The organism is Streptomyces sp. NPDC023157 (assembly GCF_055560575.1).
In genome coordinates this window covers 485,592-509,234 of record NZ_JBVHIL010000005.1, presented here as the reverse complement: position 1 = coordinate 509,234, position 23,643 = coordinate 485,592, and the positions used below count along the sequence as shown (strand labels likewise).

The following is a 23,643-nucleotide window of genomic DNA, read 5'->3' as shown; positions in this document are numbered from 1 at the left end:
GGACCTGAGCCTAGTTAGTCCTATTTGGCAAGAAAAGTCGGGGTGTGGTCGGAAGCGAGCAGCAGATCGCTCTCCCGCTCCCGCGTCAGCATCCGCCGCAGCGGTCCGTCGGCCGCCGCCAGCTCCGCGTACGTCCCGCGCTGCACGGTCCGGCCCCGGTCCAGGACGAGGACCTCGTCGACGGCGTCGAGGCCGTGCAGACGGTGGGTGATCAGGACGGTCGTGCGGCCCTCGGTCGCCCGGAGCAGGTCGTCGGTGAGCGCGTCGGCGGTGGCCAGGTCCAGGTGCTCGGCCGGCTCGTCGAGGACGAGGACGGGGAAGTCGGCGAGGAGCGCGCGGGCGAGCGCGAGGCGCTGCCGCTGCCCGCCGGAGAGCCGCGAGCCGTGCTCGCCCACCAGGGTGTCGAGCCCGTCCGGCAGCCCGTCCACCCACTCCAGGAGCCGGGCCCGGCCGAGAGCGCCGCGCAGTTCGGCGTCGGACGCGCCGGTCCTGGCGAGCCGCAGGTTCTCCCGGATGGTGCTGTCGAAGATGTGGGCGTCCTGGGCACACAGGCCGACGAAGCGCCGGACCTCGTCCCCGTCGAGGGCGGCGGCCTCGGTGCCGCCGAGCCGGTACGTGCCGGACTCCGCGTCCAGGAAGCGCAGCAGGACCTGCGCGAGCGTGGTCTTGCCGGAGCCGGAGGTGCCGACCACGGCGACCCGCCGCCCGGCCTCCAGGGTGAGCGCGAAGGCGTCGAGCGCGGGCCGCCCCTGCCCGGCGTGCCGGGCGGTGAGCCCGGCGAGCTCCAGCGGGAAGGGCGCGGCCGGCGGCGTCGCGGGGACCTCCGGCTCGTGTACGGGCACGGGCGCGTCGAGCACGTCGAAGACCCGCTCGGCGCTGCGCCGCACCCGCTGGCGGTACTGGACGGCCAGCGGCAGCCCGGTGACGGCCTCGAAGGCGGCGAGCGGGGTGAGCACGACGACGGCGAGCGCGACGCCCTGCAGGCGCCCGTCGAGGACCGCCTGGACGCCCACGAACGCGGCCCCGGCGACGGTGAGCCCGCAGATCAGGGCGGAGAGACCGGCGCTGAGCGCGGTGGCGGCGGACTGCCGGGAGGCGATGCCGGTGAGCGTGCGGTCGGCCGCGCCGGTCCGCTCCACGCGGTCCTTGAGGGCTCCGGCGACGGTGAGTTCGGCGCAGCCCCGCAGCAGGTCGACCACGGCGGTGGTGAGGGTGCCGCGGGCGGGCGCGAGCTGTCGTTCGGCCCGGCGGGCGAGCGCGCCGCCGATCAGCGGGACGCCCACGCCGGCGAGCAGCAGGCCCGCGGCGAGCACGGCGCCGGCCTCGGGCAGCAGCCAGGCGGTGAACCCGACCGAGCCGGCGCCGACGACCAGGGCGGCGCCCGCGGGCAGCAGCCAGCGCAGCCAGTAGTCCTGGAGGGCGTCGACGTCGTGGACGAGCCGGGCGAGGAGGTCGCCGCGCCGGGTGCGGCGCAGTCCGGCGGGGGCGATCCGCTCCAGGCGCCGGTAGACGGCCACCCGCAGGTCGGCGAGCATCCGCAGCACGGCGTCGTGCGAGACGATCCGCTCGGCGTAGCGGAACACGGCCCGCCCGATGCCGAAGGCGCGGGTCGCGGTGACGGCGACCATCAGATAGAGCACGGGCGGCTGTTCGGAGGCCCGGGAGATGAGCCAGCCGGAGACGGCCATGAGCCCGACGGCGGAGCCGAGTGCCAGGCTGCCGAGCAGCAGCGCGAGCGCCATGCGGCCCCGCAGCTCCCCGGCCATGGCCCGGACCCGCCCGAGGACCGAGCGCGCGGGGGAGCCGGAGGCGTCCCGCACGGGCTCCCGGCCCTCGGGCGCGTCTCCGGCGGGCGCGTCTCGGTCGGCCGCGTCGTTCGCGTCGATCGCGGCCGTGTCGTTCGCGTGCGACGGGAGCGGCTCGCCCAGCTCGTCGGTGAGGCGGGCCGCCACGACGGGGGAGTCCGGGGCGGCGGTCTCGTCGGCGGCCGGGGCGCCCTCGATCCGTACCACCCGGTCCGCGACCGCGAGCAGCGCCGGCCGGTGCACGACGAGCAGGACCGTACGCCCCGCGGCGAGGCGGCGGACGGCGTCCACGACGGCGGCCTCGGTCGCGCCGTCCAGGGCGGCCGTCGGCTCGTCGAGGAGCAGCAGCGGCCGGTCGGCGAGGAAGGCTCGGGCGAGGGCGAGGCGCTGGCGCTGACCGGCCGACAGACCGGCGCCGTCCTCGCCGAGCACGGTCTCCGTGCCCTCGGGCAGCTCGGTGACGAAATCCTCGGCGCCCGCGTCCCGCAGGGCCCGGCGCACCGCCTCGTCGGGGGCGTCCGGCCGGGCCAGGCGCACGTTCTCGGCGATGGTCCCGGCGAACAGGTAGGGGCGCTGCGGCACCCAGGCGATCCGCGACCGCCACTCCTCCAGGTCCAGGGAGGCCAGCTCGGTGCCGTCGACCCGGACCGAGCCGCCCTCCTCCGGGGGCACGAAGCCGAGGACCACGTCGAGGAGCGTCGACTTACCGGCCCCGCTCGGCCCCACCAGGGCCACCGTCTCGCCGGGCTCCACGCTCAGCGTGGCGGCGTCGAGCGAGGGTTCCGCGCGTCCCGCGTGACGTACCGTCACCCGGTCGAGCTCCAGCCGTACGGACGCGGGCACCGGCCCCGTACCGGCGTCCGGCACCGGGCTCTCCAGGACCTCGAAGATCTCCTCGGCAGCGGCGAGCCCCTCGGCGGCCGCGTGGTACTGCGCCCCCACCTGCCGTAGCGGCAGATAGGCCTCCGGCGCCAGGACCAGGATGACCAGGCCGGTGTACAGATCGAGTTCGCCGTGGACGAGCCGCATGCCGATGGTGACGGCGACCAGGGCCACCGAGAGGGTGGCAAGCAGTTCGAGGGCGAAGGAGGAGAGGAACGCGATCCGCAGCGTCCGCATGGTCGCCCGCCGGTAGTCGGCGGTGATCGACCGGATGTTCTCGGCCTGGGCCTTGGCCCGGCCGAAGACCTTGAGCGTGGGCAGCCCGGCCACCACGTCGAGGAAGTGCCCCGACAGGCGGGAGAGCAGCTTCCACTGACGGTCCATCCGGGCCTGGGTGTACCAGCCGATCAGGATCATGAAGACCGGGATGAGCGGCAGCGTCACCACGATGATCGCGGCCGAGACCCAGTCCTCGGTGACGATCCGGGCGAGGACCGCCACCGGGACCACCACCGCGAGCCCCAGCTGCGGCAGATAGCGCGCGAAGTAATCGTCGAGCGCGTCCACGCCCCGCGTCGCGAGGGCGGCCAGCGAACCGGCCTTCTGGCCGCTCAGCCAGCCCGGCCCGAGCCGGGCCGCGTGCCGGAGCAGTCGCCCGCGCAGCTCGGACTTGACCGCCGCGCTCGCCCGGTGGGCGGCGAGTTCGGTCAGCCAGGCGACCAGACCCCGCCCCGCCGCCACTCCGGCGAGCAGCAGCAGGGGCGTGGTGAGCGCGGAAACCGACAGGCCCTTCTGGAAGGCCCCCACCACGATCTCGGCGATGAGCATCGCCTGGGCGACGACCAGCGCCGCCCCGACGAGGCCGAGCACGACCACCGCTGTGAGGAAGACCCGGGTGGCGCGGGCGTACTGGAGCAGCCGCGGATCGATCGGTTTCACGTGAAACATGCTCCCCTGAGGAGGCCGGTGCGGGTCCGGCTACGGCCTGTCGGACGGGCAGGACACTGCCTAGTGGGCCTGGGCGATGCTCTGTGTGCCGATCCGCTTGCGGAACACCCAGTAGGTCCAGCCCTGGTAGAGCAGCACCAGCGGGGTCGCGATGGCCGCGCACCACGTCATGATCTTGAGCGTGTACGGGCTCGACGAGGCGTTGGTGACCGTGAGGCTCCACGCGGGGTCGAGCGAGGACGGCATGACGTTCGGGAACAGCGCCAGGAAGAGCATCGCCACCGCGGCGGCGATCGTGATGCCCGAGAGCGCGAACGACCAGCCCTCGCGCCCGATCCTGATCGCCCCGATCGCCCCGACCAGGCACACCGCCGCGATCACCAGCGCCAGCAGGCTCCAGCCGTCGCCGTTGTCCACCTGGGTCCAGATGAGGAAGACGAGCGCGAGCACCGCGGTGACCAGACCCAGCTTGAGCGCGAGCGCCCGGGCCCGGGTGCGGATGTCGCCGAGCGTCTTGAGCGAGGCGAAGACGGCTCCGTGGAAGGTGAACAGGGTGAGCGTGACCAGTCCGCCGAGGAGGGCGTACGGGTTGAGGAGGTCCCAGAAGGTGCCGACGTACTCCATCTCGCGGTCGATCTTCACCCCGCGCACGATGTTGCCGAAGGCCACGCCCCACAGGAACGCGGGGATGAGCGAGGTCCAGAAGATGGCCTGCTCCCAGTTGCGCTGCCAGTTCTCCTCGGGCCGCTTCGCCCGGTACTCGAAGGCGACACCCCGCACGATGAGGCAGAGCAGGATGATCAGCAGCGGCAGGTAGAAGCCGGAGAAGAGCGTCGCGTACCACTCGGGGAAGGCGGCGAAGGTCGCGCCGCCGGCCGTGAGCAGCCACACCTCGTTGCCGTCCCAGACGGGGCCGATGGTGTTGATGAGGACCCGCTTCTCGGTGCGGTCGCGCGCGAGCAGCTTGGTCAGGACTCCGATCCCGAAGTCGAAGCCTTCGAGGAAGAAGTAGCCGATCCAGAGGACGGCGATGAGTACGAACCAGACGTCGTGGAGTTCCATGCCTCGATCTCCTGAGCCTCAGTACGAGAAGGCCATGGGCCGGTCGGGGTCGGGGTCCCCGCCGATCTTGGTGGGCGGGTTGAGGTCGTCCTCGGTGAGCTCGGGCGGGCCGGCCTTGACGTACTTGACCAGCAGCTTCACCTCGATCACGGCGAGCACGGCGTAGAGGAGGGTGAAGGCGATCATCGACGCGAGCACCTCGCCCTGGGAGACCCCGGGGGAGACGGCGTCACGGGTGCGCAGCACGCCGTAGACGACCCACGGCTGGCGGCCCATCTCGGTGAAGATCCAGCCCCAGGAGTTGGCGATCAGCGGGAAGGCCATGGTCCACAGGGCGACGATCCAGTACCACTTGCCCAGGCGGGGGCTGAGCGCCTTCCGCCTGAACAGCACCAGATTCGGCACCTCGTCGTCACCGGTCCGCAGCCCCGGCGCCAGCATGAACTTCTTGCGGGTCAGCCAGAGGCCCAGGACTCCGAGGGCCAGCGAGGTCATGCCGAAGCCGATCATCCAGCGGAAGCCCCAGTAGGCGACGGGGATGTTCGGCCGGTAGTCGCCGGGGCCGAACTTCTCCTGCTCGGACTTGTTGACGTCGTTGATGCCCGGGACGTACGAGGTGAAGTCGTCGTTCGCGAGGAAGGACAGCAGGCCCGGGATCTCTATCGCGACCGTGTTGTGGCCCTTCTCGACGTCGCCGTAGGCGAACACGGAGAAGGGTGCGGGTGCCTGGCCGTCCCAGAGCGCCTCCGCCGCGGCCATCTTCATGGGCTGCTGCTTGAACATGACCTTGCCGAGCAGGTCACCGCTGATCGCGGTGCCGAGGCCGGCGATGATCAGGGTGATCAGGCCGACCCGCAGCGAGGTCCGCATCACGGCGATGTGCCGCTTGCGGGCCAGGTGGAAGGCGGAGATGCCCACCATGAACGCGCCGCCGACCAGGAAGGCCGCCGTGATGGTGTGGAAGAACTGGGTGAGCGCGGTGTTCTGGGTGAGCACCAGCCAGAAGTCGGTGAGCTCGGCCCGTCCCCGCTCGTGGTTGATCCGGTAGCCGACCGGGTGCTGCATCCAGGAGTTGGCCGCGAGGATGAAGTACGCGGACAGGACCGTGCCGATCGACACCATCCAGATGCAGGCGAGGTGGATCTTCTTCGGCAGCTTGTCCCAGCCGAAGATCCACAGGCCGATGAAGGTGGACTCGAAGAAGAACGCGATCAGCGCCTCGAAGGCGAGGGGGGCGCCGAAGATGTCGCCGACGAAGCGGGAGTAGTCGGACCAGTTCATGCCGAACTGGAACTCCTGCACGATGCCGGTGACGACACCCATGGCGATGTTGATCAGGAAGAGCTTGCCCCAGAACTTCGTCGCCCTGAGGTACTTCTCGTTCTCGGTGCGCACCCAGGCCGTCTGGAGACCGGCGGTGAGCGCGGCGAGGGAGATCGTCAGCGGGACGAAGAGAAAGTGGTAGACGGTGGTGATGCCGAACTGCCAGCGCGCCAATGTCTCCGGCGCCAAAGCTAGGTCCACGTCGTCTTCTCCTTACATCGCCGTGGTCACGACGGCAGTTTGCCCCTTTAATCCCACCAATCTCGGGAGGAACAGGGACACGCTTGTGAACGCGTTCACATTCACAAGCATTATGGCTCATACGAAATCCGTACGTACGTCCGGGGGCCCCCTACTGAGGGGTCACCCCTTCCCAAGGGTTTCAACATATTGTTGAATCCGGGCCATGACCCTTCGGATACGCATCTCCTGGCCCGCCGGCCACACCACCGCCACCATCGACGAAACCCCCACGAGCAAGGCGCTCGTGGGGGCTCTCCCGATCGTCTCCACCGCCCGGACCTGGGGCGAGGAGGTCTACTTCGACACTCCCGTCTCCGTCCCCGTCGAGTCCGACGCCCGACAGGTGGTCGCACCGGGCACGGTGGCCTTCTGGACCGAGGGCGACGCGCTGGCCCTCCCCTACGGCCCGACGCCCATCTCCCTGACGGACGAGCCGCGGCTCGCCAACCCGTGCAACATCCTGGGCGCGCTCGACGGGGACCCCCGGATCCTGGCCACCGTGCGGGACGGCGACCCGATCCGGGTCGAGGCGGCCCACAGCTGACCGCCCCGCCGCAGGGATGCTCCGAGGGCTGATCAGCCCTCCTGGCGGAAGCCCTCCGCCGTCTTCAGGAACAGGTCGTTCGCCTCGCACTCACCGATCGTGACGCGGACGCCCTCACCCGCGAACGGACGCACCACCACGCCGTGCCGCTCGCACTCCGCCGCGAAGTCCATGGTCCGCTCGCCGAGCCGCAGCCAGACGAAGTTCGCCTGGGTGTCCGGCACGGTCCAGCCCTGGGCCACGAGCCCCGCATGGACCCGCGCGCGCTCGGCCACCAGCGAGCCGACCCGCCCGAGCAGCTCGTCCTCCGCCCGCAACGAGGCCACCGCCGCGTCCTGCGCGAGCTGGCTGACGCCGAACGGCACCGCCGTCTTGCGCAGCGCCGCGGCCACCGGCTCGTGGGCGATCGCGAAACCGACCCGCAGTCCGGCCAGGCCGTACGCCTTCGAGAAGGTCCGCAGCACCGCCACGTTCGGCCGGTCACGGTAGAGCTCCACGCCGTCCGGGACCTCGGTGTCGCGGACGAACTCGCGGTACGCCTCGTCGAGCACCACCAGGATGTCGGAGGGCACCCGGTCCAGGAAGCGCTCCAGCTCGGCGCGGCGCACCGCGGTACCCGTGGGGTTGTTGGGGTTGCAGACGAAGATCAGCCGGGTCCGCTCGGTGATCGCCTCGGCCATCGCGTCGAGGTCGTGCACATCGCCCTCGGTCAGCGGCACCCGCACCGAGGTCGCCCCGCTGATCTGCGTGATGATCGGGTACGCCTCGAAGGAGCGCCAGGCATACATCACCTCGTCGCCCGGGCCCGCGGTCGACTGGATCAGCGACTGGGCGACGCCCACCGAGCCGGTGCCGGTGGCGATGTGCGAGACCGGGACGCCGAAGCGGTCGGCGAGCTCGTTCATCAGCTCCGTGCACGCCATGTCCGGGTAGCGGTTGAAGGAGGCGGCCGCGGCCAGCGTGCTCTCCATGACCCCCGGCAGCGGCGGATAGGGGTTCTCGTTCGACGAGAGCTTGAACGCGACCGGTCCGCCCGCGGCGGCCGGCTTGCCCGGCTTGTAGGCGGGGATGCCGTCCAGCTCGGCGCGCAGCTTCGGGCTGCCGGTGCTCGTCCCGCTGGTCTCGCTCACAGTGTGGCCTCCTCGACCGTCCGTACCGCCAATGCTGCTCACCTTATGAGGATTCGGCTCCCCTGCGAATGGCCTGTGGACAACGGAGCGACAACGGGGGGAGCGCGCCCAGGGGTGGCGCGCGCCGGTGGCGGGCGCCGTGGCGCGCATCCCCCGTAGAGGTGAGTTGAGACCTCTTCGAGACCTGACCCCCTCGCCAGGCTCATGGGTACCGGGGCCGACAGGTCGCATGACAAAGGCCCGAACACCCTTTGTTTCCCAGGAGGTTAGCCGTTTTTGATCATGCAGAAACGTGCCTGTCAATGAGTGAATATGCGACCGGCCCAACCCACCCCCCTCGCCCTACTATCGGCTCGCCATGACAGCAGCAGGGAAGCACCAGGTGAGCCGGGCACAGACCCGGGGAAGCCGGCAGGGCCGAGCGGGCATCCGGGACGTGGCCGCCGCCGCCGGGGTCTCCATCACGACTGTCTCCGACGCGCTCAACGGCAAGGGCCGGCTCCCGGACGCCACCCGCCGTCACGTCCGCGAAGTCGCAGACCGGCTGGGCTATCGCCCGTCCGCAGCGGCCCGCACGCTCCGTACCGGCAAGTCGGGACTCATCGGCCTGACCGTGACCACGTACGGGGATGAACCTTTCACCTTCACCGAATTCGCGTACTTCGCGGAGATGGCCAGAGCCGCCACCTCGGCCGCGCTCGCCCGCGGCTATGCCCTGGTCATCCTGCCCGCCACCTCCCGTCACGACGTCTGGTCGAACGTCGCCCTCGACGGGACCGTCGTCATCGACCCCTCCGACCACGACCCCGTCGTCACCGAACTCGTCCGCCAAGGACTGCCCGTCGTCTCCGACGGGCGCCCGGCCGGCACCCTGCCGGTCACCGCCTGGGTCGACAACGACCACGAGGCGGCCGTCCTCGATCTGCTCGACCACCTCGCCGCCGCCGGCGCCCGCAGGATCGGCCTGCTCACCGGCACCACCACCGACACCTACACCCGCCTGTCCACCACCGCGTACCTCAACTGGTGCGAGCGGGTCGGCCAGGACCCCGTCTACGAGGCCTATCCGGCGCACGACCCGTGCGCGGGCGCCGTCGCGGCCGACCGGCTGCTCGCCCGCCCGGACCGGCCCGACGCCGTGTACGGCCTCTTCGACCCCAACGGCACCGACCTGCTGGCGGCAGCCCGCCGCTACGGGCTGCGCGTGCCGGAGGACCTGCTGCTGGTCTGCTGCAGCGAGTCGACCGTCTACGCCACCACCGAGCCGCCCATCACGACGCTCTCGCTCAAGCCCCGCCGGATCGGCACCGCCGTCGTCCAGCTCCTCATCGACGCCATCGAGGGGATCGAGACCGACGGACCGGTCGAGCAGGTGATACCGACGGAGCTGATCGTCCGCACCTCCTCGCAGCGAAGGTCGCCGCGGACGACGGTCAGCCCGCCGAGGTCTCCCTCGAAGGACTGATCCGGGGGAACCCGCCGACCGCGACCCCGCGGATCGGATCGCAGGTCTCTTCAGGGCCGCGTCGAGGCAAAACCTCGGGGCGGCCCGGCCTCATCCCTGGCCTAGACCTTCCCAATTCGGGCGAAACAACCGGTGAACCCGGAGTGGACCCGGATTCACCACCCCTGGTGCGTCACACAGGAGGACGCTCATTCCTATGATGGGCGGACGACACCGCGGACCACCTCGACCAGAACGGTCCGCGATGTGCAGGGCATCGCGACGGTGGTGGAGGGGTCGATGACACAGGGGGCCGGGCAGGAACCCGTGGTGCGCACGGCGACGTTGCGTGACTTCCGTGTACCTCCGTACGCCCGGGTGCCCGTCCAGGGGCACGCGCCCGAGGCGTTCCCCGCCGACGCGCCGGCCGTCCCCGTGGCACCCCCGGCACCCGCCGACGCCACCCTCCAGCTGGTCGGCGCCGCGACGCACCCGGCCCCGGTGGCACCCCCGGCTCCTCCGGCCGCTCCGACTCCTCCGGCGCCTCCCGCTCCTGCGGCCTCCGCCGCCGATCACGGCGAGTCGTACGCCGATCAGGGCAAGCCGTACGCCGATCACGGCGAGCCGAACCCCGATCAGGGCAAGCCGTACGGCGAGCCCTACGGCGACCCCGGCTCCTCGATCGTCGCCGTCGCCACCGGCCACCCCGGCAACGCGTACCCCGAGGGGGAGCCGCCCGAGGGCTACACCCCCACCGAGCGCGACCTCCCGGTCATCAACCGCGGCGACACGGTCCAGGTCCATGTCGCCCCCGCCCCGCAGCCCCTCGCGGCCACGGGCGACGGCCCCGGCCCGCTCTTCGTCGTGGGCGACGTCCACGGCTATCTGGACGAGCTGCTCGAAGCCCTGCGCGCCCAGGGCCTCATCGACGAGAACGGCGGCTGGGCCGCGGGCAACGCCCGCCTGTGGTTCCTCGGCGACTTCACCGACCGCGGGCCCGACGGCATCGGCGTCATCGACCTCGTCATGCGCCTCTCCGCCGAGGCCGCCGCCGCCGGCGGCTACTGCAAGGCGCTCATGGGCAACCACGAGCTGCTGCTCATCGGCGCCAAGCGCTTCGGCGACACGCCCGTCAGCTCGGGCGCCGGCACCGCCACCTTCCAGGCAGCCTGGCTGCTCAACGGCGGGCAGAAGCACGACATGGACCGCCTCCAGGACGTCCACCTCCAGTGGATGTCCCGGCTCGACGCCGTGGTGGAGGAGGACGGACACCTCCTGCTCCACTCGGACACCACCGCGTATCTGGAGTACGGCTCCACGATCGAGGACGTCAACGACACCGTCCACGAGATCCTCAACCGGAACGACGCGGACGAGGTCTGGGACGTCTTCCGGAAGTTCACCAAGCGCTTCGCCTTCCGCGACGAGGCCGCGGGCCCGCTGGCCGTCCAGGAGCTGCTCGGCACCTACGGCGGCCGCCGGATCGTGCACGGCCACAGCCCCATCCCGTACCTCCTCGGCCAGGTCGGCACGGAGGACGGCGAGGAGGGCGAGCGCACGCCCGTCGAGGGTCCGCACGTCTACGCGGACGGTCTCGCGATCGCGATGGACGGCGGAGTGACCATGGCCGGAAAGCTGCTGGTCGTTCAACTCCCGCTGCCCGCCTGACGCATAACCGTACGCATCCGGGGAAGTCGATTTCCCGAAACACCCTGTCACCGCGTGCCGTAACCGCAATACCATCGGCTCATCCGTAGCAGGCTCTCCTCCGTTTCCGCCTCACCGGCCGCTCCACCAGGGCCGTTGCGGCCCTACGGAGCATCGGGGGATGCACATGAACGTGGCTCCGCACCTGCTGACCGAGGATCGCGCCGAGTTCGAGCGCGTTCTCGACGAGGCACTGCGCTCCGCGCACGACCGGCCGGGATTCGCCCACCTCGGCGACCGGTTCACGACCGCGCAGCTGCGCGAGATGGCGCTGAACGCGACAGCGCTCATCACGACGGCCGCCGCGGTCGAGTACGACCACTTCGTGAAGGTCCGTGAACAGCTCCGCTCGGCGAGCACCACCGGCGCCGCCGGCGCGGGCGAGGCGCTGGGCGGCACCGCCGACCCCACCGACGGCGCGGGCGTCGTCGCCATCGTCACCGTCCTCGCCCCGATCCTCGCGGGCACCGCGGCCGTGCTCCTGCTCCTGGTCGGCGCGGTCCTCAAGCTGCTCGACCCGGCGCCCGCCTTCGCCGACACCCTGCTGACCGCCGGCCTGATGTTCGGCGCGGTGGCCGCGGCGGGGCTGATCTGCGCGGCCGTCGGCCTGTTGGTGACAGCCCTGCGCAACAGCGCCACGGCGGTGCCGGCCGGGCCACCGGACGACGACCTGTCCCGCGCGAGACAGGCCTGGGGCCGCGCCCTCGTGGACCGGGGCATCCTGCCCTTCCTCCACGACGTCCTGGCCGCCCCCGCTCCCCCGGCCCTCCCGAAGCCGCGGCAGCAGCCGCCGACCGGCCGGATCCCCAAGGTCGGCTACAGCGGCCCGGACTTCAGCAGTCCGTCCGAGGGCACCCCGGCCCCCCGGCCGACCTTCTCGAGCCCGGACTTCAGCAGCCCGGACTTCGGCCCTCCGGAGCACCACCCGGAGTAGCCCGCGCGAGAACGGGACCGGCCCGCGGCTCCCCCCATGGGTCGCGGGCCGGTCCCTGCGCGCTCCGGTACGGGTTACTCCGCCAGCGGCAGGTACACGCGGTTCCCGGCCGCCGCGAACTCGGCCGACTTCTCCGCCATGCCCGCCTCGATCTCGTCCGCCTTCAGGTCGCCGCCGTGCTCACGGCGGATGTCCTGGGAGATCTTCATCGAGCAGAACTTCGGCCCGCACATCGAGCAGAAGTGCGCCGTCTTCGCGGGCTCCGCCGGCAGCGTCTCGTCGTGGAACTCGCGGGCGGTGTCCGGGTCGAGGGCCAGGTTGAACTGGTCCTCCCAGCGGAACTCGAAGCGCGCGTCCGACAGGGCGTCGTCCCACTCCTGCGCGCCCGGGTGGCCCTTGGCGAGGTCCGCCGCGTGGGCCGCGATCTTGTAGGTGATGACGCCGGTCTTCACGTCGTCCTTGTTGGGCAGGCCCAGGTGCTCCTTCGGCGTCACGTAGCAGAGCATCGCCGTGCCCCACCAGGCGATCATCGCCGCGCCGATGCCCGAGGTGATGTGGTCGTAGGCGGGCGCCACATCGGTGGTGAGCGGGCCGAGCGTGTAGAACGGCGCCTCCTCGCAGATCTCCTGCTGGAGGTCGATGTTCTCCTTGATCTTGTGCATCGGGACGTGGCCAGGGCCCTCGATCATGGTCTGGACGTGGTGGCGCTTGGCGATCGTGTTGAGCTCGCCGAGGGTCCTCAGCTCGGCGAACTGCGCGGCGTCGTTGGCGTCGGCGATCGAGCCGGGGCGCAGGCCGTCGCCGAGCGAGTACGTGACGTCGTACGCCGCGAGGATCTCGCAGAGCTCCTCGAAGTGCGTGTAGAGGAAGTTCTCCTTGTGGTGCGCGAGGCACCAGGCGGCCATGATCGAGCCGCCGCGCGAGACGATGCCGGTCTTGCGGCGGGCGGTCAGCGGCACGTACGGCAGCAGCACGCCGGCGTGGACCGTCATGTAGTCGACGCCCTGCTCGGCCTGCTCGACGACCGTGTCCTTGTAGATCTCCCAGGTCAGCTCCTCGGCCTTGCCGTCGACCTTCTCCAGGGCCTGGTAGAGCGGCACGGTGCCGATCGGCACGGGGGAGTTGCGCAGCACCCACTCGCGGGTGGTGTGGATGTTGCGGCCGGTGGAGAGGTCCATGACGGTGTCGGCGCCCCACTTGGTCGCCCAGGTCATCTTCTCCACCTCCTCCTCGATGGAGGAGGTGACCGCGGAGTTGCCGATGTTCGCGTTGACCTTCACCAGGAACCGCTTGCCGATGATCATCGGCTCGATCTCCGGGTGGTTGACGTTCGCCGGGAGCACCGCGCGGCCCGCGGCGATCTCCTCGCGCACGACCTCGGGGGAGACGTTCTCGCGGATCGCGACGTACTCCATCTCCGGGGTGATCTCGCCCCGGCGGGCGTAAGCGAGCTGCGTCACCGCCTGGCCGTCCCGGCCCCGGCGGGGCAGCCGCGGCCGGCCGGGGAAGACGGCGTCGAGGTTCTTGAGGCCGCCGCCGCGCGGCGAGGTGTGCTTGATGCCGTCGTCCTCGGGGCGGACCGGGCGGCCCGCGTACTCCTCGGTGTCCCCGCGCCCGATGATCCAGTTCTCGCGCAGCGGCGCCAGGCCGCGCCGGACGTCGGTCTCGACGGTGGGGTCGGTGTACGGACCGGACGTGTCGTACAGCGTCACGTCCTTGCCGTTGGTGAGGTGCACCTGGCGGACGGGCACCCGGAGGTCGGGGCGGGAGCCCTCGACGTATCCCTTGTGCCAGCCCGGCGTGCGCTCCTGCGGGCCGTTCTGGTCGGAGGCAGGCGTGCGTGCATCCTGAATGGTCATGAGACCGAATCTCCCTACGCCGGCATTACCCGGTAACAGGTTCGGCGGTCGGCGCAGCCTCCTCCCGTACGTACGTCCAGTACGCGCGTACGGTGATCAGCGCCCTCTCAGCCCGGTGCTCCGAGCTCCCGCGTGTGCAAAGGTGCCACCACGCTAGCGCCCTCCCTGGCGTGCTGAACAGTGGGTCCCCTCGCGTTCTTGCGATGATCGGTCGGTGACTTCCACGCAGCAGACCCCCGAACCACACGGTCCCGGTGGCCACGAGGGCCATGGCGGACACGCCCACGACGACGGCGGAGACGGGGGCGGGGGTGGCGGCCACGGCGAAGGCGGGGGCCACGGCGGCGGCCACGGCCACGCGCACACCCACAGCCACGGCCCGGCGGCACCCGTCTCGCGTCATCTGCGCAAGGTCATCGCCGCGGTCCTGATCCCCTTCGGCGCCGCCGTGCTGATCGGCCTCGCGGTGCTGTGGCCGGGCGGCGCCCCGGCGCACGAGCGCACCGGGGTGGGCTTCGACCGGCAGACCGAGCAGGGCCGGGTGGTCGCCGTCGCCCACGTGGACTGCAAGGACGTGAACGTCGCCCAGGCCCCGCCGGCCGGCGACGCCTCGACGGCGCCGGGGAGCGACACCCGGCAGTGCGAGAAGGCGACGATCGAGGTCACCTCGGGCCCGCACAAGGGCCGGACCTTCACCGAGATCGTGCAGCCGGACGCCCCGCGCCAGCTCGACGACGGCCAGGGTGTGGTCGTCGCCTACGCCCCCGACGCGCCGCGCGAACTCCAGTACTCCGTCACCGACGTGAACCGGAAGCTGCCCCTGGCGGTGCTCGCCGGCATCTTCGCGCTCGTGGTGGTGGTCGTGGGCAGGATGCGCGGCGTGATGGCGCTGATCGCGCTCGTCGTGAGCTTCATGGTGCTGACCTTCTTCATCCTCCCGGCCATCCTCCAGGGCTCCAATCCCCTGGTGGTCGCCATCGTCGGAGCGAGCGCGATCATGCTCATCGCGCTCTACATGTGCCACGGCCTGTCCGCCCGGACCTCGGTGGCGGTGCTCGGCACCCTGGTCTCGCTGCTGCTGATCGGCCTGTTCGGCTCGCTCTTCATCGGCTGGGCCTCACTCACCGGCAACACCGACGACAACACCGGCCTCATCCACGGCCTGTACCCGAACATCGACATGTCGGGTCTGCTGCTGGCGAGCGTCATCATCGGCTCGCTCGGCGTGCTCGACGACGTGACGGTCACCCAGACCTCGGCGGTCTGGGAGCTGCATCAGGCCGACCCGCGGATGGGGCCGCGGGGGCTCTACCGGGCCGGCATCCGGATCGGCCGCGACCACATCGCGTCGGTCGTGAACACCCTGGTGCTCGCCTACGCCGGTGCCGCCCTGCCGCTGCTGCTGCTCTTCTCGATCGCCCAGAGCAGCATGGGGACGGTGGCCAACAGCGAGCTGGTCGCGGAGGAGATCGTCCGCACGCTGATCGGCTCGATCGGCCTGGTCGCCTCGGTGCCGGTCACCACCGCCCTCGCGGCGCTGGTGGTCTCGGCCGACCGGCCCGCGTCCACGCAGCAGCGCCCGGGCAGGGGCGGACGCCGCCGTCGGGCCAAGTGACCGGAGCGGCCGGGAGGTACGGGGTCCGAGGGGGCTCCGTACGCCTCGGCACGCCTCAGCCGGCGTTCTCCTCCGCGAGGATCCGGCCGAGTTCCGCCTCCAGGTTGTCCTCGAAGTCGCCGAGGGTGCGTTCCTGACCGAGCGGGACCAGCCTGTCCGTACGGTCGAGGAAGGCGACCAGCGGTGGCGCGCTCGCACGGAAGAGGGCGCGGTCGCCGCCGACCTGGAGCCGGATCATCACGTCGGAGAGCCCGTCGGGGTCGGTCGGCGCGATGTGCACATCGCCGTCCCCGCTGGGCCGGTTGATCCCGTCGAGCAGCAGTTCCCGGCCGAACGCCCAGGTCACCGGCGCGTCTCCGGGAAGGTGGAAGGTCATCCGCACCGCATAGGGGTCGCGGGTCTCGTATCGCAGTTCCACCGGGATCCTGAAGGAGAGCTCCTCGGAGACGAGGAAGCTCATCAGGAGTTCGGCTTGAACCGTCTCTCGCATCATGTACCCCGCAGTAGACGAAGCAGTTGTGTAAACACGTTTGCTGAAAGCTGTGGTCGAAACGGCCAGGAATGATCCCTCATGGCCCTCTTGACGCAATCGTGCTGTAAGCGCTAGCAGATCACAAGGAGTGATTTTTCAGATACTGATAGAGAACGCGAGGGAGCTGAAGAGCCCTCCGATCTCATTCTGTAGCTGAGCGATCGCAGGTAGCAACCGTTCTTCCTGGTGAAGGGGCACCGAAATGGCCATCGCGGCCGCCGTGGACCCCGCCGTGATGGGGATGGCGGCGCAGACTGTGCCGAGTGCATATTCCTGACGCTCCACCAGGGGCTCCATTCGCCCTATTCCGCCCAAACGGTCCAAAAGGGCACGGCGATTACGCACCGTATACGGAGTGATGGCGTCCACCGGATGGCGGTCGAGGTGGTCTTGACGACTCTTCAGATCGAGTTGACTCAGCAGGCACTGCCCGATGGCGTGCGCGTGGCCGGTCTCCCGGAAATCAGCCCACTCCTCGACGGCGGGGGCCGCGGGGGTGTCGGCGACGGCGACGAGCTCGATCTCGCCCTCGCGGTAGATCGCGAAGTACACGGGGACGCCGATGGCATCACGCCAGTGCGCGAGAGAGTCCTCGACCTTGGTGCGACGATTCTGCAGAACTCCGCCGCCGACCAGACGGCCGGCGGCGTCGCCGAAGACGAACACACCCTTCTCGCGACGCAGATAGCCCTCGTGCGTCAGGGTGCGGAGCAGGTGGTACGCGGTGGGAAGCGGAAGTCCCGCTTCGCGGGCGAGCTGTTTGGCGGGCGCTCCGTCCTCATGGGAGCCGACGGCCTCCAGAAGTCTCAGCGCCCGCTGTACCGATCCGATCAGGGTAGGAGCAGCGGTCTGCGAAGCCGTGGCCAAAGGTCACCCCCAGGCGAGTGACGGACGCGTCGCATCCGCCCGCGGGGGCCGCCCCCGCGCGCCCACCGCGACCTGGGACCGCCGGGTCTACGCCTGTTGCTCCTGGGGCGGCAGAGGTTTCCACTCTAATGGCAGCCCCTGTGACCTCGGCCGGTTTCAACCGGTGCGTTCCCCCGCCCGGGCTAATCCCCGGCCGTTGGCCCGTACCAACGGGGGCCGCGTGCTACCAGTCCTCGCGCGAACCGGAGGACGAGGTGAACTTGCGTACGACGTAGATCAGGCCACCGACGAGCGCCACGAACACCAGCAGCTTGAAGAGCACGCCGACCACGAAGGTCAGGACGCTGGTGATCAGTCCACCGAAGACGACGAGCGCGAGAACGGGTATGGCGACCCACTTCACCCACCACGGCATCCCCGCGAGAATCTCCTTCACCGCCATTGCGCTTACCTCATCTCCCGAAGAGTCCGGGCCCGCGGGATCCGTCCGGACCCGGGGCCGCCGGCGTCCACAGCGTTCGCTGTCGCCGACACCCTCGATGCTAGGCGCGCACCCCAAGCGAACGGGGGCCTCACGGCCCCCGCTCTTCCCTGATCCGACCCCTAGGGGGTGGGGGTCACGCCTCCGGGGGCGAGAAGACCACCATGACCCGCAGGTCCTCGGTGATGTGGTGGAACTTGTGCGGCACCCCGGCCGGCACGTAGACCACGCTGCCCCGCGCCACCGGGGTCGTCTCCTCCCCGACCGTGATCGCGGCCCGGCCGCTCACCACGAAGTACACCTCGTCCTGACCGTGCGGCTGCTGCGGGTCGAGCTGCCCCGCGTCGAGCGCGTACAGCCCGACGGACATGTTCCGCTCCCGCAGGAACTGGAGGTACGCGCCGTCGTTGGCGGCACGCTCCGCCTCCAGCTCGTCCAGTCGGAATGCCTTCATGGTTCGTTCGCCCCTGCCTTGGCTCGATCATGTCTGCCACGATCTGACACATGAAGAATTTCGTAGTCAAGACGCTCGCGAACGCGGGGGCCCTGGCCGTGGCCATCTGGCTGCTCCAGGACATCACCCTGACCGGTGACAGCACCGCGAAGAAGGCCTGGACCCTGATCCTGGTCGCCCTGGTCTTCGGCGTGGTCAACTTCCTCGTGAAGCCGCTCGTGCAGCTGCTCACGCTGCCGCTCTTCATCCTGACGCTCGGTCTGATCACCCTGGTCGTCAACGCGCTCATGCTGCTGCTGACCTCCTGGCTGGCCGACCAGCTCGGCCTCAGCTTCCACGTGGACGGCTTCTGGACCGCCGTGCTCGGCGGCCTGATCATCTCCGTCGTCTCCTGGGCGCTGAACGTCGTCCTCCCCGACGGCGACTGAGGGCCGGCCATGACGTACCGCGTCTGCTTCGTCTGCACGGGCAACATCTGCCGCTCGCCGATGGCCGAGCACGTCTTCCGCGCCCGCGTGGCCGAGGCCGGTCTGGCCGACGCGGTCGTCGTGGACAGCGCCGGCACCGGCGGCTGGCACGAGGGCGACGGCGCCGACCCGCGCACCGTCGCCGTGCTGGAGGAGCGCGGATACGGCTCGGCGCACGCCGCCCGCCGCTTCCGCGCCTCCTGGTTCCCGGCGCTCGACCTGGTCATCGCCCTCGACGAGGGGCATCTGCGGGAACTGCGGCGGCTCGCCCCGACCCCCGAGGACGCCGCGAAGATACGGCTGCTGCGCTCCTACGACCCCGGCGCGGGCACCGAGCTCGACGTGCCCGACCCCTATTACGGCGGCCGGGACGGGTTCGAGGAGTGCCTGGACATGGTGGAGGCCGCGAGCGAGGGACTGCTCGCCGCGGTGCGCGACGAGGTGGAGGAGCGGACCCGATGAGCGGCACCCACGGCGGCGAAGGGCTCCGGCCCGAGGAGACCGGCCGGATCGGCGACGGGACCCGGGCGGTCCGGGCCGGCCTGCCCGAGCCCGTGAAGTACGAGCCCACCCTGCCCGGTCCGGTCTTCGCCGCCCACTTCCACCTCCCGGGCGAGCCCACCGGCCCCTACACCTACGGCCGCGACGAGAACCCCACCTGGACCCTCCTGGAACGCGCCATCGGCGAGCTGGAGGCGCCGGGGGAGACCGGGGTCGAGACCCTGGTCTTCGCCTCCGGGATGGCCGCCGTCTCCGCCGTGCTGCTCTCCCAGCTGCGCGCCGGCGACGCCGTCGTCGTCCCCGACGACGCCTACCAGGCGCTGCCGCTGCTGCACGAGCAGCTGCGGGCGTACGGCGTCGAGGTGCGCACCGCGCCGACCCGCGGCGACGCCCAGCTCTCCGTCCTCGACGGGGCGAAGCTGCTGTGGCTGGAGACGCCGTCCAACCCCGGGCTCGATGTCTGCGACGTGCGCCGCCTGGTGCGGGCCGCCCACGAGGCCGGGGCCTTGGTCGCCGTCGACAACACGCTGGCCACCCCGCTCGGCCAGCGGCCCCTGGAACTGGGCGCCGACTTCTCCGTCGCCAGCGACACCAAGGGCATGACCGGGCACGGCGACATCCTGCTCGGGCACGTCAGCTGCCGCGATCCGCTGCGGGCCGCCGAGGTGCGGCGCTGGCGGAAGATCGTCGGGGCCATCCCGGGCCCGATGGAGGCCTGGCTCGCCCACCGCTCCCTGGCCACCCTCCAGCTGCGCCTCGACCGGCAGTGCGCCACCGCGCTCACCGTCGCCGAGGCCCTGCTCGCGCACCGGGACGTGACCGGACTGCGCTACCCGGGGCTGCCCGGCGACCCCTCGCACGAGGTGGCGGCCCGGCAGATGCGGCGCTTCGGCTCCGTCGTCTCCTTCGTCCTGCCGGACCGCGCGTGGGCGGACCGGTTCCTGGACGCGCTGCGGCTCGTGGACGACGCGACCAGCTTCGGCGGGGTCCGGTCGACCGCCGAGCGGCGCGGACGGTGGGGCGGGGACGCCGTGCCCGAGGGCTTCATCCGCTTCTCGGTGGGCGCGGAGGACCCCGAGGACCTGATCGACGACGTCCTTCAAGCCCTCGACGCCGCCGCCAAGGGCGCCTGAGCAGGGGAGAGCGGGCCCATGAAGAGGCGTTCCGAACCTCCCCCCTCGTGGCTCGGAACGCCTTTCTCCCCCTTGCCTCCCCCAGCGGTTCGCGCCGTGGACGACCGCCTGAACAAGGCTAGTTGACTCTCCGTCAGTGTCCAATCACCCTAGCGACAGCGACCTATCGACTTATTTATAGTTGGACGGTCCTGGGGCGCCGTCAGCGGACCGCCTGAGTCGAACGGCCCCCGCGGCCGGGAGGGGGCGGACATGGATCTGGCCCTGCTGCGCACGTTCGTCACGGTGCACCGGGCCGGCTCCTTCACCCGCGCCGCCGCCCTCCTCGGACTCTCCCAGCCCGCCGTCACCAGCCAGATCCGCACCCTGGAACGGCAGCTGGGCCGCCCGCTCTTCCTCAGACAGGCCCGTGGGGTCACCGCCACCACCATCGGCGACGAGCTCGCCCACCGCGCCGCCCCGCACCTGGACGCGCTCGTCGAGATCGCCGAGACCGGCCTCGACGAGCAGAGCGGGATCCGCACCCTGCACCTCGCCGGGCCGCCCGAGTTCACCTCGGTCCGGGTGCTGCCCGCCCTGACCCCGCTGGTCGCCCAGGGCCTCACGCTCCGCGTCTCCTTCCTGGGCGACGCGGACGAGACCCTCGACGGCCTCGCCGCCGGGCACCACGACCTGGCCGTCGCCACCGCGCGGCCCCGCGGCGGGCTCTTCGCCTCCACTCCGCTCTGCGACGAGGAGCACGTCCTGGTCGCCGCCCCGCGCTGGGCCGCCCGCCTGTCGCCCGGAGTGCTGCTGCGCAGGGGCGCGGTCGTCCTGGAGCAGCTGCCCGTGGTCGAGGTGCACGAGCCGCTGCCGTTCGTCTCGCGCTACTGGGCGGCCGTCTTCGAGTCGAAGCCGGCCGCCGCCGCGACCGTGGTCGCACCGGACCTGCGGGCCGTCCTGGAGGCCACCGCCGCCGGCGCGGGGCTCGCCGTCCTGCCGCGCTATCTGTGCGAGGAGGCCCTGGCCACCGGCCGTCTCGTGGCGCTGCTCGAACCGCCGGTACCGCCGCTGCGCACCTACTTCCTGGTGGTGCGCACCGGCACGCTCGCGCTGCCGCATCTCGCGCGGGCCCATGAGCGGCTGGTGCGGACCGCGGGGGACTGGTGAGTTTCAGGACACCCTGGACGGGCCATTTTCTTCCCATGACCGAACGACCAGTGGTCAAGCGCACCGCACGCGCCATCCTGCTCGACGGGGACGACCTGATCCTCATCAAGCGCACGAAGCCCGGAGTGGATCCGTACTGGGTGACGCCCGGCGGCGGGGTCGAGCCGTCGGACCCGACCGTCGTCCAGGCCCTGCACCGCGAGGTGCACGAGGAGCTCGGCGCCAAGATCACCGATGTGGTGCCCTGTTTCGTCGACACCGTCGAGCACATCGTCGACGGCGGGGTCTCCGGCGTGAAGGTCCAGCACTTCTTCGTCTGCCGGCTGGAGTCCATGGACACCTCGCAGCGGCACGGCCCCGAGATCGAGGAGCCGCTGGGCGAGTACGAGATCGTCCGCGTGCCCTTCAGCCGGGTCGGCATCGCCGCCGTGCACCTGGTGCCGCTCTCCCTGCGCCACTACCTGGACGGCAACATCGAGGGCGTCCGGGCGATGCACGCGCCCGACCTGGGCTGATGCACGCGCCCGACCTGGGCTAGGGCCTGCCCTCTGGATCAGGCCGGATCAGGCCCTAGCTCTGGGGGACCAGCTCGGTCAGGTAGTCGTGGCGGATCCGGTCGGTGGGGATGCCGACGCCCTTCAGGGCGTCCACCCCGCTGCGGATCATGCCGAGCGGCCCGGAGAGATAGGCGTCGTACTCGGCCCACGGCCCGTACTGGCGCACGGCGTCCGGGAGCCTGCCCTGGTCCTCGGTGACGGGGCGGACGGCCAGCCAGGGGAAGGTCTTCTGGAGCCGCAGCATGGTGTCGATGTCGTAGAGGTCATGGTCGCTGCGGGCGCCGTAGAAGACCTCGACGCGCCGCCGGTCGCCGTGCTCGGCCACGTCCTCGACCAGGGCCTTGATGGGGGCGATGCCCGTCCCTCCGCCCAGGCAGAGCAGCCCGTTGTCGGTGGAGTGGTCGACGGTCATCGACCCGGCGGGCGGTCCGAGCCGCAGGACGTCCCCGGGGCGGGCGCGGTGCACCAGGGCGTTGGAGACCCAGCCGGCCGGCACCGCCTTGACGTGCAGCGAGAGCAGACCGTCCGGGCGGGGCGCCGAGGCGAAGGAGTAGTGCCGCCATATCCGGGGCCACCAGGGCGTCTCCAGGCTGGTGTACTGCCCGGCGAGGAACGGGTACGGCTGGTCGGGCCGGAGGGTGATCACGGCGATGTCCGGGGTCCGCAGATCGTGCGAGACCACCTCGGCCTGCCACCAGGCCGGCGCGCGCTGCTCGTCTTCCGCCGCCGCGTCGATCATGATCTGCGAGATCGTCGTGTACGTGCGGACCCAGGCCGCCTCGGTCTCCTCGTCCCAACTGTCGGCGTACCGCGTCAGGGCGCCGATCAGGGCCTCGCCCACCGCCGGATAGTGCGCGGGCTGTGTGCCGTACTTACGGTGCCCGCGGCCGAGGTTCCGGAGGTACTCCGTGAGCACGGGCACGTCGTCCAGGTGCTCGGCCGCGGTGAGCAGCGCCTTGAGCAGCCGGTCGCGCTGGGTGTCCATGGCAGCCGGGAACATCGCCCGCAGGTCGGGCTGGTGGGTGAAGAGCAGCGCGTAGAAGTACGAGGTGACCCGGTCGGCGACCGGATCGATCTCCGCCATCGTGCGACGCACCAGCACCGCGTCCGGCGAGGGCGTTCCGCTCTCGTCCGGGGGTATTCGGGGCGGTGATGCGTCCGTGGCCGTAGCCAGAGCATCCGTCATGTCCTCGCCTCCCCGCAGCCGACCCTGGTGGTCGCCTTCCGTGTTCGCAGAATGACAGTCCGGCGTGGACCCCGGGCAGAAAGCGGAATTCCCGGCCGATCGCCCCCCTTCGGCGACTAGGCTGCGTTCTTTCGCACCAGCGCGTGCGCCTCGCGCAGGTCCGCTCCGGAGTAGCTGTGCCGGGCGAGACCCGCGAGGTGATGGTCCGCGTTCACGGCCACCGTCTCGGGCACGACCGCGAAGAGCTCCGCGTCGGACATCGAGTCCCCGTACGCCACACAGGACTCCAGCGGGACGCCGAAGCGCGCGCAGAGCTCCCTGGCGATCCGCACCTTCGCCGACGCGTCGAGGATCCCCGGGCGGTGGATCGGCTCGGTGAACGGCACGGAGGGCCAGAGCGAGCCGTGGGCCGCGTCCGCTCCCCAGGCCAGCAGCCGCTCGACGAAGAAGTCCGGCGACAGCGAGATGACCGCGCAGTGGCCGCCCTCGGCCCGGATCGCGGCCCAGACCTCCTGGATGCCGGCCAGCCAGGGAGCCCCCTCGAAGGCCGCCGTCACCTGCTCCGTGGTGAGCTCCGACCAGAGCGCCCGGGCCCGTACCGCGAACTCGTCGGGGGTGAGACCGTGCCGCAGGAAGCCCTGCTCCAGCTCCGCGATCTCCGTCTCCAGGCCGAGCTGCCGCGAGATCTCCACCGCGGCCGCCGAGCCCCGGATGAGGGTGCCGTCGAGGTCGAAGAGATGGAGCCTGCGGCTGCCACGGAGGGTCGTCATGTACGCCGAGGCTAGTACGGGCGGTTACTCCCCCGGTCAGACGCGGGAGA

Annotated in this window: 21 protein-coding genes; 10 read left to right on the top strand and 11 right to left on the bottom strand. The window is 71.2% G+C overall.

The annotated features are described in order from the left end of the window. Nucleotides 1-20 precede the first annotated feature (20 nt). From cydD to ACZ3ZE_RS20955, 3 genes are all read right to left on the bottom strand, one after another. Complete coding sequence (gene cydD, locus ACZ3ZE_RS20965) at nt 21-3,626, bottom strand: thiol reductant ABC exporter subunit CydD (protein ID WP_467260083.1); 3,606 nt, start codon at nt 3,624-3,626, stop codon at nt 21-23. 69 nt (nt 3,627-3,695) lie between these two features. Continuing rightward, nucleotides 3,696-4,697 (bottom strand): cytochrome d ubiquinol oxidase subunit II, encoded by a 1,002-nt coding sequence (gene cydB / locus ACZ3ZE_RS20960; RefSeq protein ID WP_442304606.1) that lies wholly within the window; start codon nt 4,695-4,697, stop codon nt 3,696-3,698. Between the two features lie 18 nt (nt 4,698-4,715). Further along, nucleotides 4,716-6,221, bottom strand: a complete 1,506-nt coding sequence (locus tag ACZ3ZE_RS20955) for a cytochrome ubiquinol oxidase subunit I (RefSeq protein ID WP_361168237.1) — start codon at nt 6,219-6,221, stop codon at nt 4,716-4,718. 205 nt (nt 6,222-6,426) lie between these two features. Here ACZ3ZE_RS20955 and ACZ3ZE_RS20950 point away from each other — a divergent pair, with 205 nt between their 5' ends. Beyond that, nucleotides 6,427-6,807, top strand: a complete 381-nt coding sequence (locus tag ACZ3ZE_RS20950) for a cyclophilin-like fold protein (RefSeq protein WP_361168240.1) — start codon at nt 6,427-6,429, stop codon at nt 6,805-6,807. A 32-nt stretch (nt 6,808-6,839) separates the two neighbouring features. Here ACZ3ZE_RS20950 and hisC read toward each other — a convergent pair whose 3' ends face one another. Further along, nucleotides 6,840-7,937 carry a histidinol-phosphate transaminase gene (gene hisC / locus ACZ3ZE_RS20945; protein WP_467260081.1) on the bottom strand — a complete coding sequence of 366 codons (1,098 nt, stop codon included), beginning with the start codon at nt 7,935-7,937 and terminating at the stop codon, nt 6,840-6,842. A 358-nt stretch (nt 7,938-8,295) separates the two neighbouring features. Here hisC and ACZ3ZE_RS20940 point away from each other — a divergent pair, with 358 nt between their 5' ends. The 3 genes from ACZ3ZE_RS20940 to ACZ3ZE_RS20930 all read left to right on the top strand — a co-directional run bounded on the left by ACZ3ZE_RS20940 (nt 8,296) and on the right by ACZ3ZE_RS20930 (nt 12,022). After that, nucleotides 8,296-9,402, top strand: coding sequence for a LacI family DNA-binding transcriptional regulator (locus ACZ3ZE_RS20940; RefSeq protein ID WP_361168246.1), 1,107 nt, complete (start codon nt 8,296-8,298; stop codon nt 9,400-9,402). 279 nt (nt 9,403-9,681) lie between these two features. Beyond that, the gene (locus tag ACZ3ZE_RS20935; protein ID WP_467260079.1) at nt 9,682-11,049 is read left to right on the top strand and encodes a metallophosphoesterase; all 1,368 of its coding nucleotides are present in this window, start codon (nt 9,682-9,684) and stop codon (nt 11,047-11,049) included. Between the two features lie 160 nt (nt 11,050-11,209). Then, on the top strand, nt 11,210-12,022 hold the full coding sequence (locus tag ACZ3ZE_RS20930; protein ID WP_467260077.1) for a hypothetical protein: 813 nt from the start codon (nt 11,210-11,212) through the stop codon (nt 12,020-12,022). Between the two features lie 74 nt (nt 12,023-12,096). Here the strand turns inward: ACZ3ZE_RS20930 and thiC are convergent, their stop codons facing one another. After that, the gene (thiC, locus tag ACZ3ZE_RS20925; protein ID WP_361168252.1) at nt 12,097-13,881 is read right to left on the bottom strand and encodes a phosphomethylpyrimidine synthase ThiC; all 1,785 of its coding nucleotides are present in this window, start codon (nt 13,879-13,881) and stop codon (nt 12,097-12,099) included. 214 nt (nt 13,882-14,095) lie between these two features. Here thiC and ACZ3ZE_RS20920 point away from each other — a divergent pair, with 214 nt between their 5' ends. Continuing rightward, complete coding sequence (locus ACZ3ZE_RS20920; protein ID WP_467260074.1) at nt 14,096-15,496, top strand: YibE/F family protein; 1,401 nt, start codon at nt 14,096-14,098, stop codon at nt 15,494-15,496. Nucleotides 15,497-15,551: 55 nt separating this feature from the next. Here ACZ3ZE_RS20920 and ACZ3ZE_RS20915 read toward each other — a convergent pair whose 3' ends face one another. The 4 genes from ACZ3ZE_RS20915 to ACZ3ZE_RS20900 all read right to left on the bottom strand — a co-directional run bounded on the left by ACZ3ZE_RS20915 (nt 15,552) and on the right by ACZ3ZE_RS20900 (nt 17,830). Beyond that, entirely contained in the window at nt 15,552-15,986 is a 435-nt protein-coding gene (locus ACZ3ZE_RS20915; RefSeq protein WP_361169064.1) for an SsgA family sporulation/cell division regulator, read from the bottom strand. 138 nt (nt 15,987-16,124) lie between these two features. Continuing rightward, complete coding sequence (locus ACZ3ZE_RS20910) at nt 16,125-16,895, bottom strand: IclR family transcriptional regulator (protein ID WP_361168258.1); 771 nt, start codon at nt 16,893-16,895, stop codon at nt 16,125-16,127. 223 nt (nt 16,896-17,118) lie between these two features. Continuing rightward, nucleotides 17,119-17,331 (bottom strand): DUF5326 family protein, encoded by a 213-nt coding sequence (locus tag ACZ3ZE_RS20905; RefSeq protein WP_361169067.1) that lies wholly within the window; start codon nt 17,329-17,331, stop codon nt 17,119-17,121. A 181-nt stretch (nt 17,332-17,512) separates the two neighbouring features. Then, nucleotides 17,513-17,830: a cupin domain-containing protein gene (locus tag ACZ3ZE_RS20900; RefSeq protein WP_361168261.1), complete on the bottom strand. Its 318-nt coding sequence runs from the start codon at nt 17,828-17,830 to the stop codon at nt 17,513-17,515. A 50-nt stretch (nt 17,831-17,880) separates the two neighbouring features. Between ACZ3ZE_RS20900 and ACZ3ZE_RS20895 the strand changes: the two genes are divergently transcribed. From ACZ3ZE_RS20895 to ACZ3ZE_RS20875, 5 genes are all read left to right on the top strand, one after another. Further along, nucleotides 17,881-18,258: a phage holin family protein gene (locus ACZ3ZE_RS20895; RefSeq protein ID WP_361168264.1), complete on the top strand. Its 378-nt coding sequence runs from the start codon at nt 17,881-17,883 to the stop codon at nt 18,256-18,258. A 9-nt stretch (nt 18,259-18,267) separates the two neighbouring features. Beyond that, nucleotides 18,268-18,759: a low molecular weight protein-tyrosine-phosphatase gene (locus ACZ3ZE_RS20890; protein WP_467260071.1), complete on the top strand. Its 492-nt coding sequence runs from the start codon at nt 18,268-18,270 to the stop codon at nt 18,757-18,759. Beyond that, complete coding sequence (locus tag ACZ3ZE_RS20885; RefSeq protein WP_361168270.1) at nt 18,756-19,931, top strand: cystathionine gamma-lyase; 1,176 nt, start codon at nt 18,756-18,758, stop codon at nt 19,929-19,931. Before ACZ3ZE_RS20890 ends, ACZ3ZE_RS20885 begins: the two co-directional genes overlap by 4 nt. Nucleotides 19,932-20,183: 252 nt before the next feature. After that, entirely contained in the window at nt 20,184-21,080 is an 897-nt protein-coding gene (locus ACZ3ZE_RS20880; protein WP_467260069.1) for a LysR family transcriptional regulator, read from the top strand. Nucleotides 21,081-21,115: 35 nt separating this feature from the next. After that, nucleotides 21,116-21,595 carry an NUDIX hydrolase gene (locus ACZ3ZE_RS20875; protein WP_361168276.1) on the top strand — a complete coding sequence of 160 codons (480 nt, stop codon included), beginning with the start codon at nt 21,116-21,118 and terminating at the stop codon, nt 21,593-21,595. A 55-nt stretch (nt 21,596-21,650) separates the two neighbouring features. Here the strand turns inward: ACZ3ZE_RS20875 and ACZ3ZE_RS20870 are convergent, their stop codons facing one another. Next, entirely contained in the window at nt 21,651-22,823 is a 1,173-nt protein-coding gene (locus ACZ3ZE_RS20870) for a globin domain-containing protein (RefSeq protein ID WP_361168279.1), read from the bottom strand. Nucleotides 22,824-22,939: 116 nt separating this feature from the next. Continuing rightward, nucleotides 22,940-23,593, bottom strand: a complete 654-nt coding sequence (locus ACZ3ZE_RS20865; RefSeq protein ID WP_467260067.1) for an HAD family hydrolase — start codon at nt 23,591-23,593, stop codon at nt 22,940-22,942. Between the last annotated feature and the right edge of the window lie 50 nt (nt 23,594-23,643).

What these genes read in the sequence shown, in the direction of transcription:
- ACZ3ZE_RS20890 (WP_467260071.1), top strand. Translation starts at nt 18,268, where the DNA reads ATGACGTACCGCGTCTGCTTCGTCTGCACGGGCAACATCTGCCGCTCG.
- ACZ3ZE_RS20935 (WP_467260079.1), top strand. Translation starts at nt 9,682, where the DNA reads ATGACACAGGGGGCCGGGCAGGAACCCGTGGTGCGCACGGCGACGTTG.
- ACZ3ZE_RS20950 (WP_361168240.1), top strand. Translation starts at nt 6,427, where the DNA reads ATGACCCTTCGGATACGCATCTCCTGGCCCGCCGGCCACACCACCGCC.
- cydB (WP_442304606.1), bottom strand. Translation starts at nt 4,697, where the DNA reads ATGGAACTCCACGACGTCTGGTTCGTACTCATCGCCGTCCTCTGGATC.
- ACZ3ZE_RS20865 (WP_467260067.1), bottom strand. Translation starts at nt 23,593, where the DNA reads ATGACGACCCTCCGTGGCAGCCGCAGGCTCCATCTCTTCGACCTCGAC.
- ACZ3ZE_RS20915 (WP_361169064.1), bottom strand. Translation starts at nt 15,986, where the DNA reads ATGCGAGAGACGGTTCAAGCCGAACTCCTGATGAGCTTCCTCGTCTCC.
- thiC (WP_361168252.1), bottom strand. Translation starts at nt 13,881, where the DNA reads ATGACCATTCAGGATGCACGCACGCCTGCCTCCGACCAGAACGGCCCG.
- ACZ3ZE_RS20880 (WP_467260069.1), top strand. Translation starts at nt 20,184, where the DNA reads ATGGATCTGGCCCTGCTGCGCACGTTCGTCACGGTGCACCGGGCCGGC.
- ACZ3ZE_RS20885 (WP_361168270.1), top strand. Translation starts at nt 18,756, where the DNA reads ATGAGCGGCACCCACGGCGGCGAAGGGCTCCGGCCCGAGGAGACCGGC.
- ACZ3ZE_RS20900 (WP_361168261.1), bottom strand. Translation starts at nt 17,830, where the DNA reads ATGAAGGCATTCCGACTGGACGAGCTGGAGGCGGAGCGTGCCGCCAAC.
- ACZ3ZE_RS20940 (WP_361168246.1), top strand. Translation starts at nt 8,296, where the DNA reads ATGACAGCAGCAGGGAAGCACCAGGTGAGCCGGGCACAGACCCGGGGA.
- ACZ3ZE_RS20930 (WP_467260077.1), top strand. Translation starts at nt 11,210, where the DNA reads ATGCACATGAACGTGGCTCCGCACCTGCTGACCGAGGATCGCGCCGAG.
- ACZ3ZE_RS20895 (WP_361168264.1), top strand. Translation starts at nt 17,881, where the DNA reads ATGAAGAATTTCGTAGTCAAGACGCTCGCGAACGCGGGGGCCCTGGCC.
- ACZ3ZE_RS20870 (WP_361168279.1), bottom strand. Translation starts at nt 22,823, where the DNA reads ATGACGGATGCTCTGGCTACGGCCACGGACGCATCACCGCCCCGAATA.
- ACZ3ZE_RS20875 (WP_361168276.1), top strand. Translation starts at nt 21,116, where the DNA reads ATGACCGAACGACCAGTGGTCAAGCGCACCGCACGCGCCATCCTGCTC.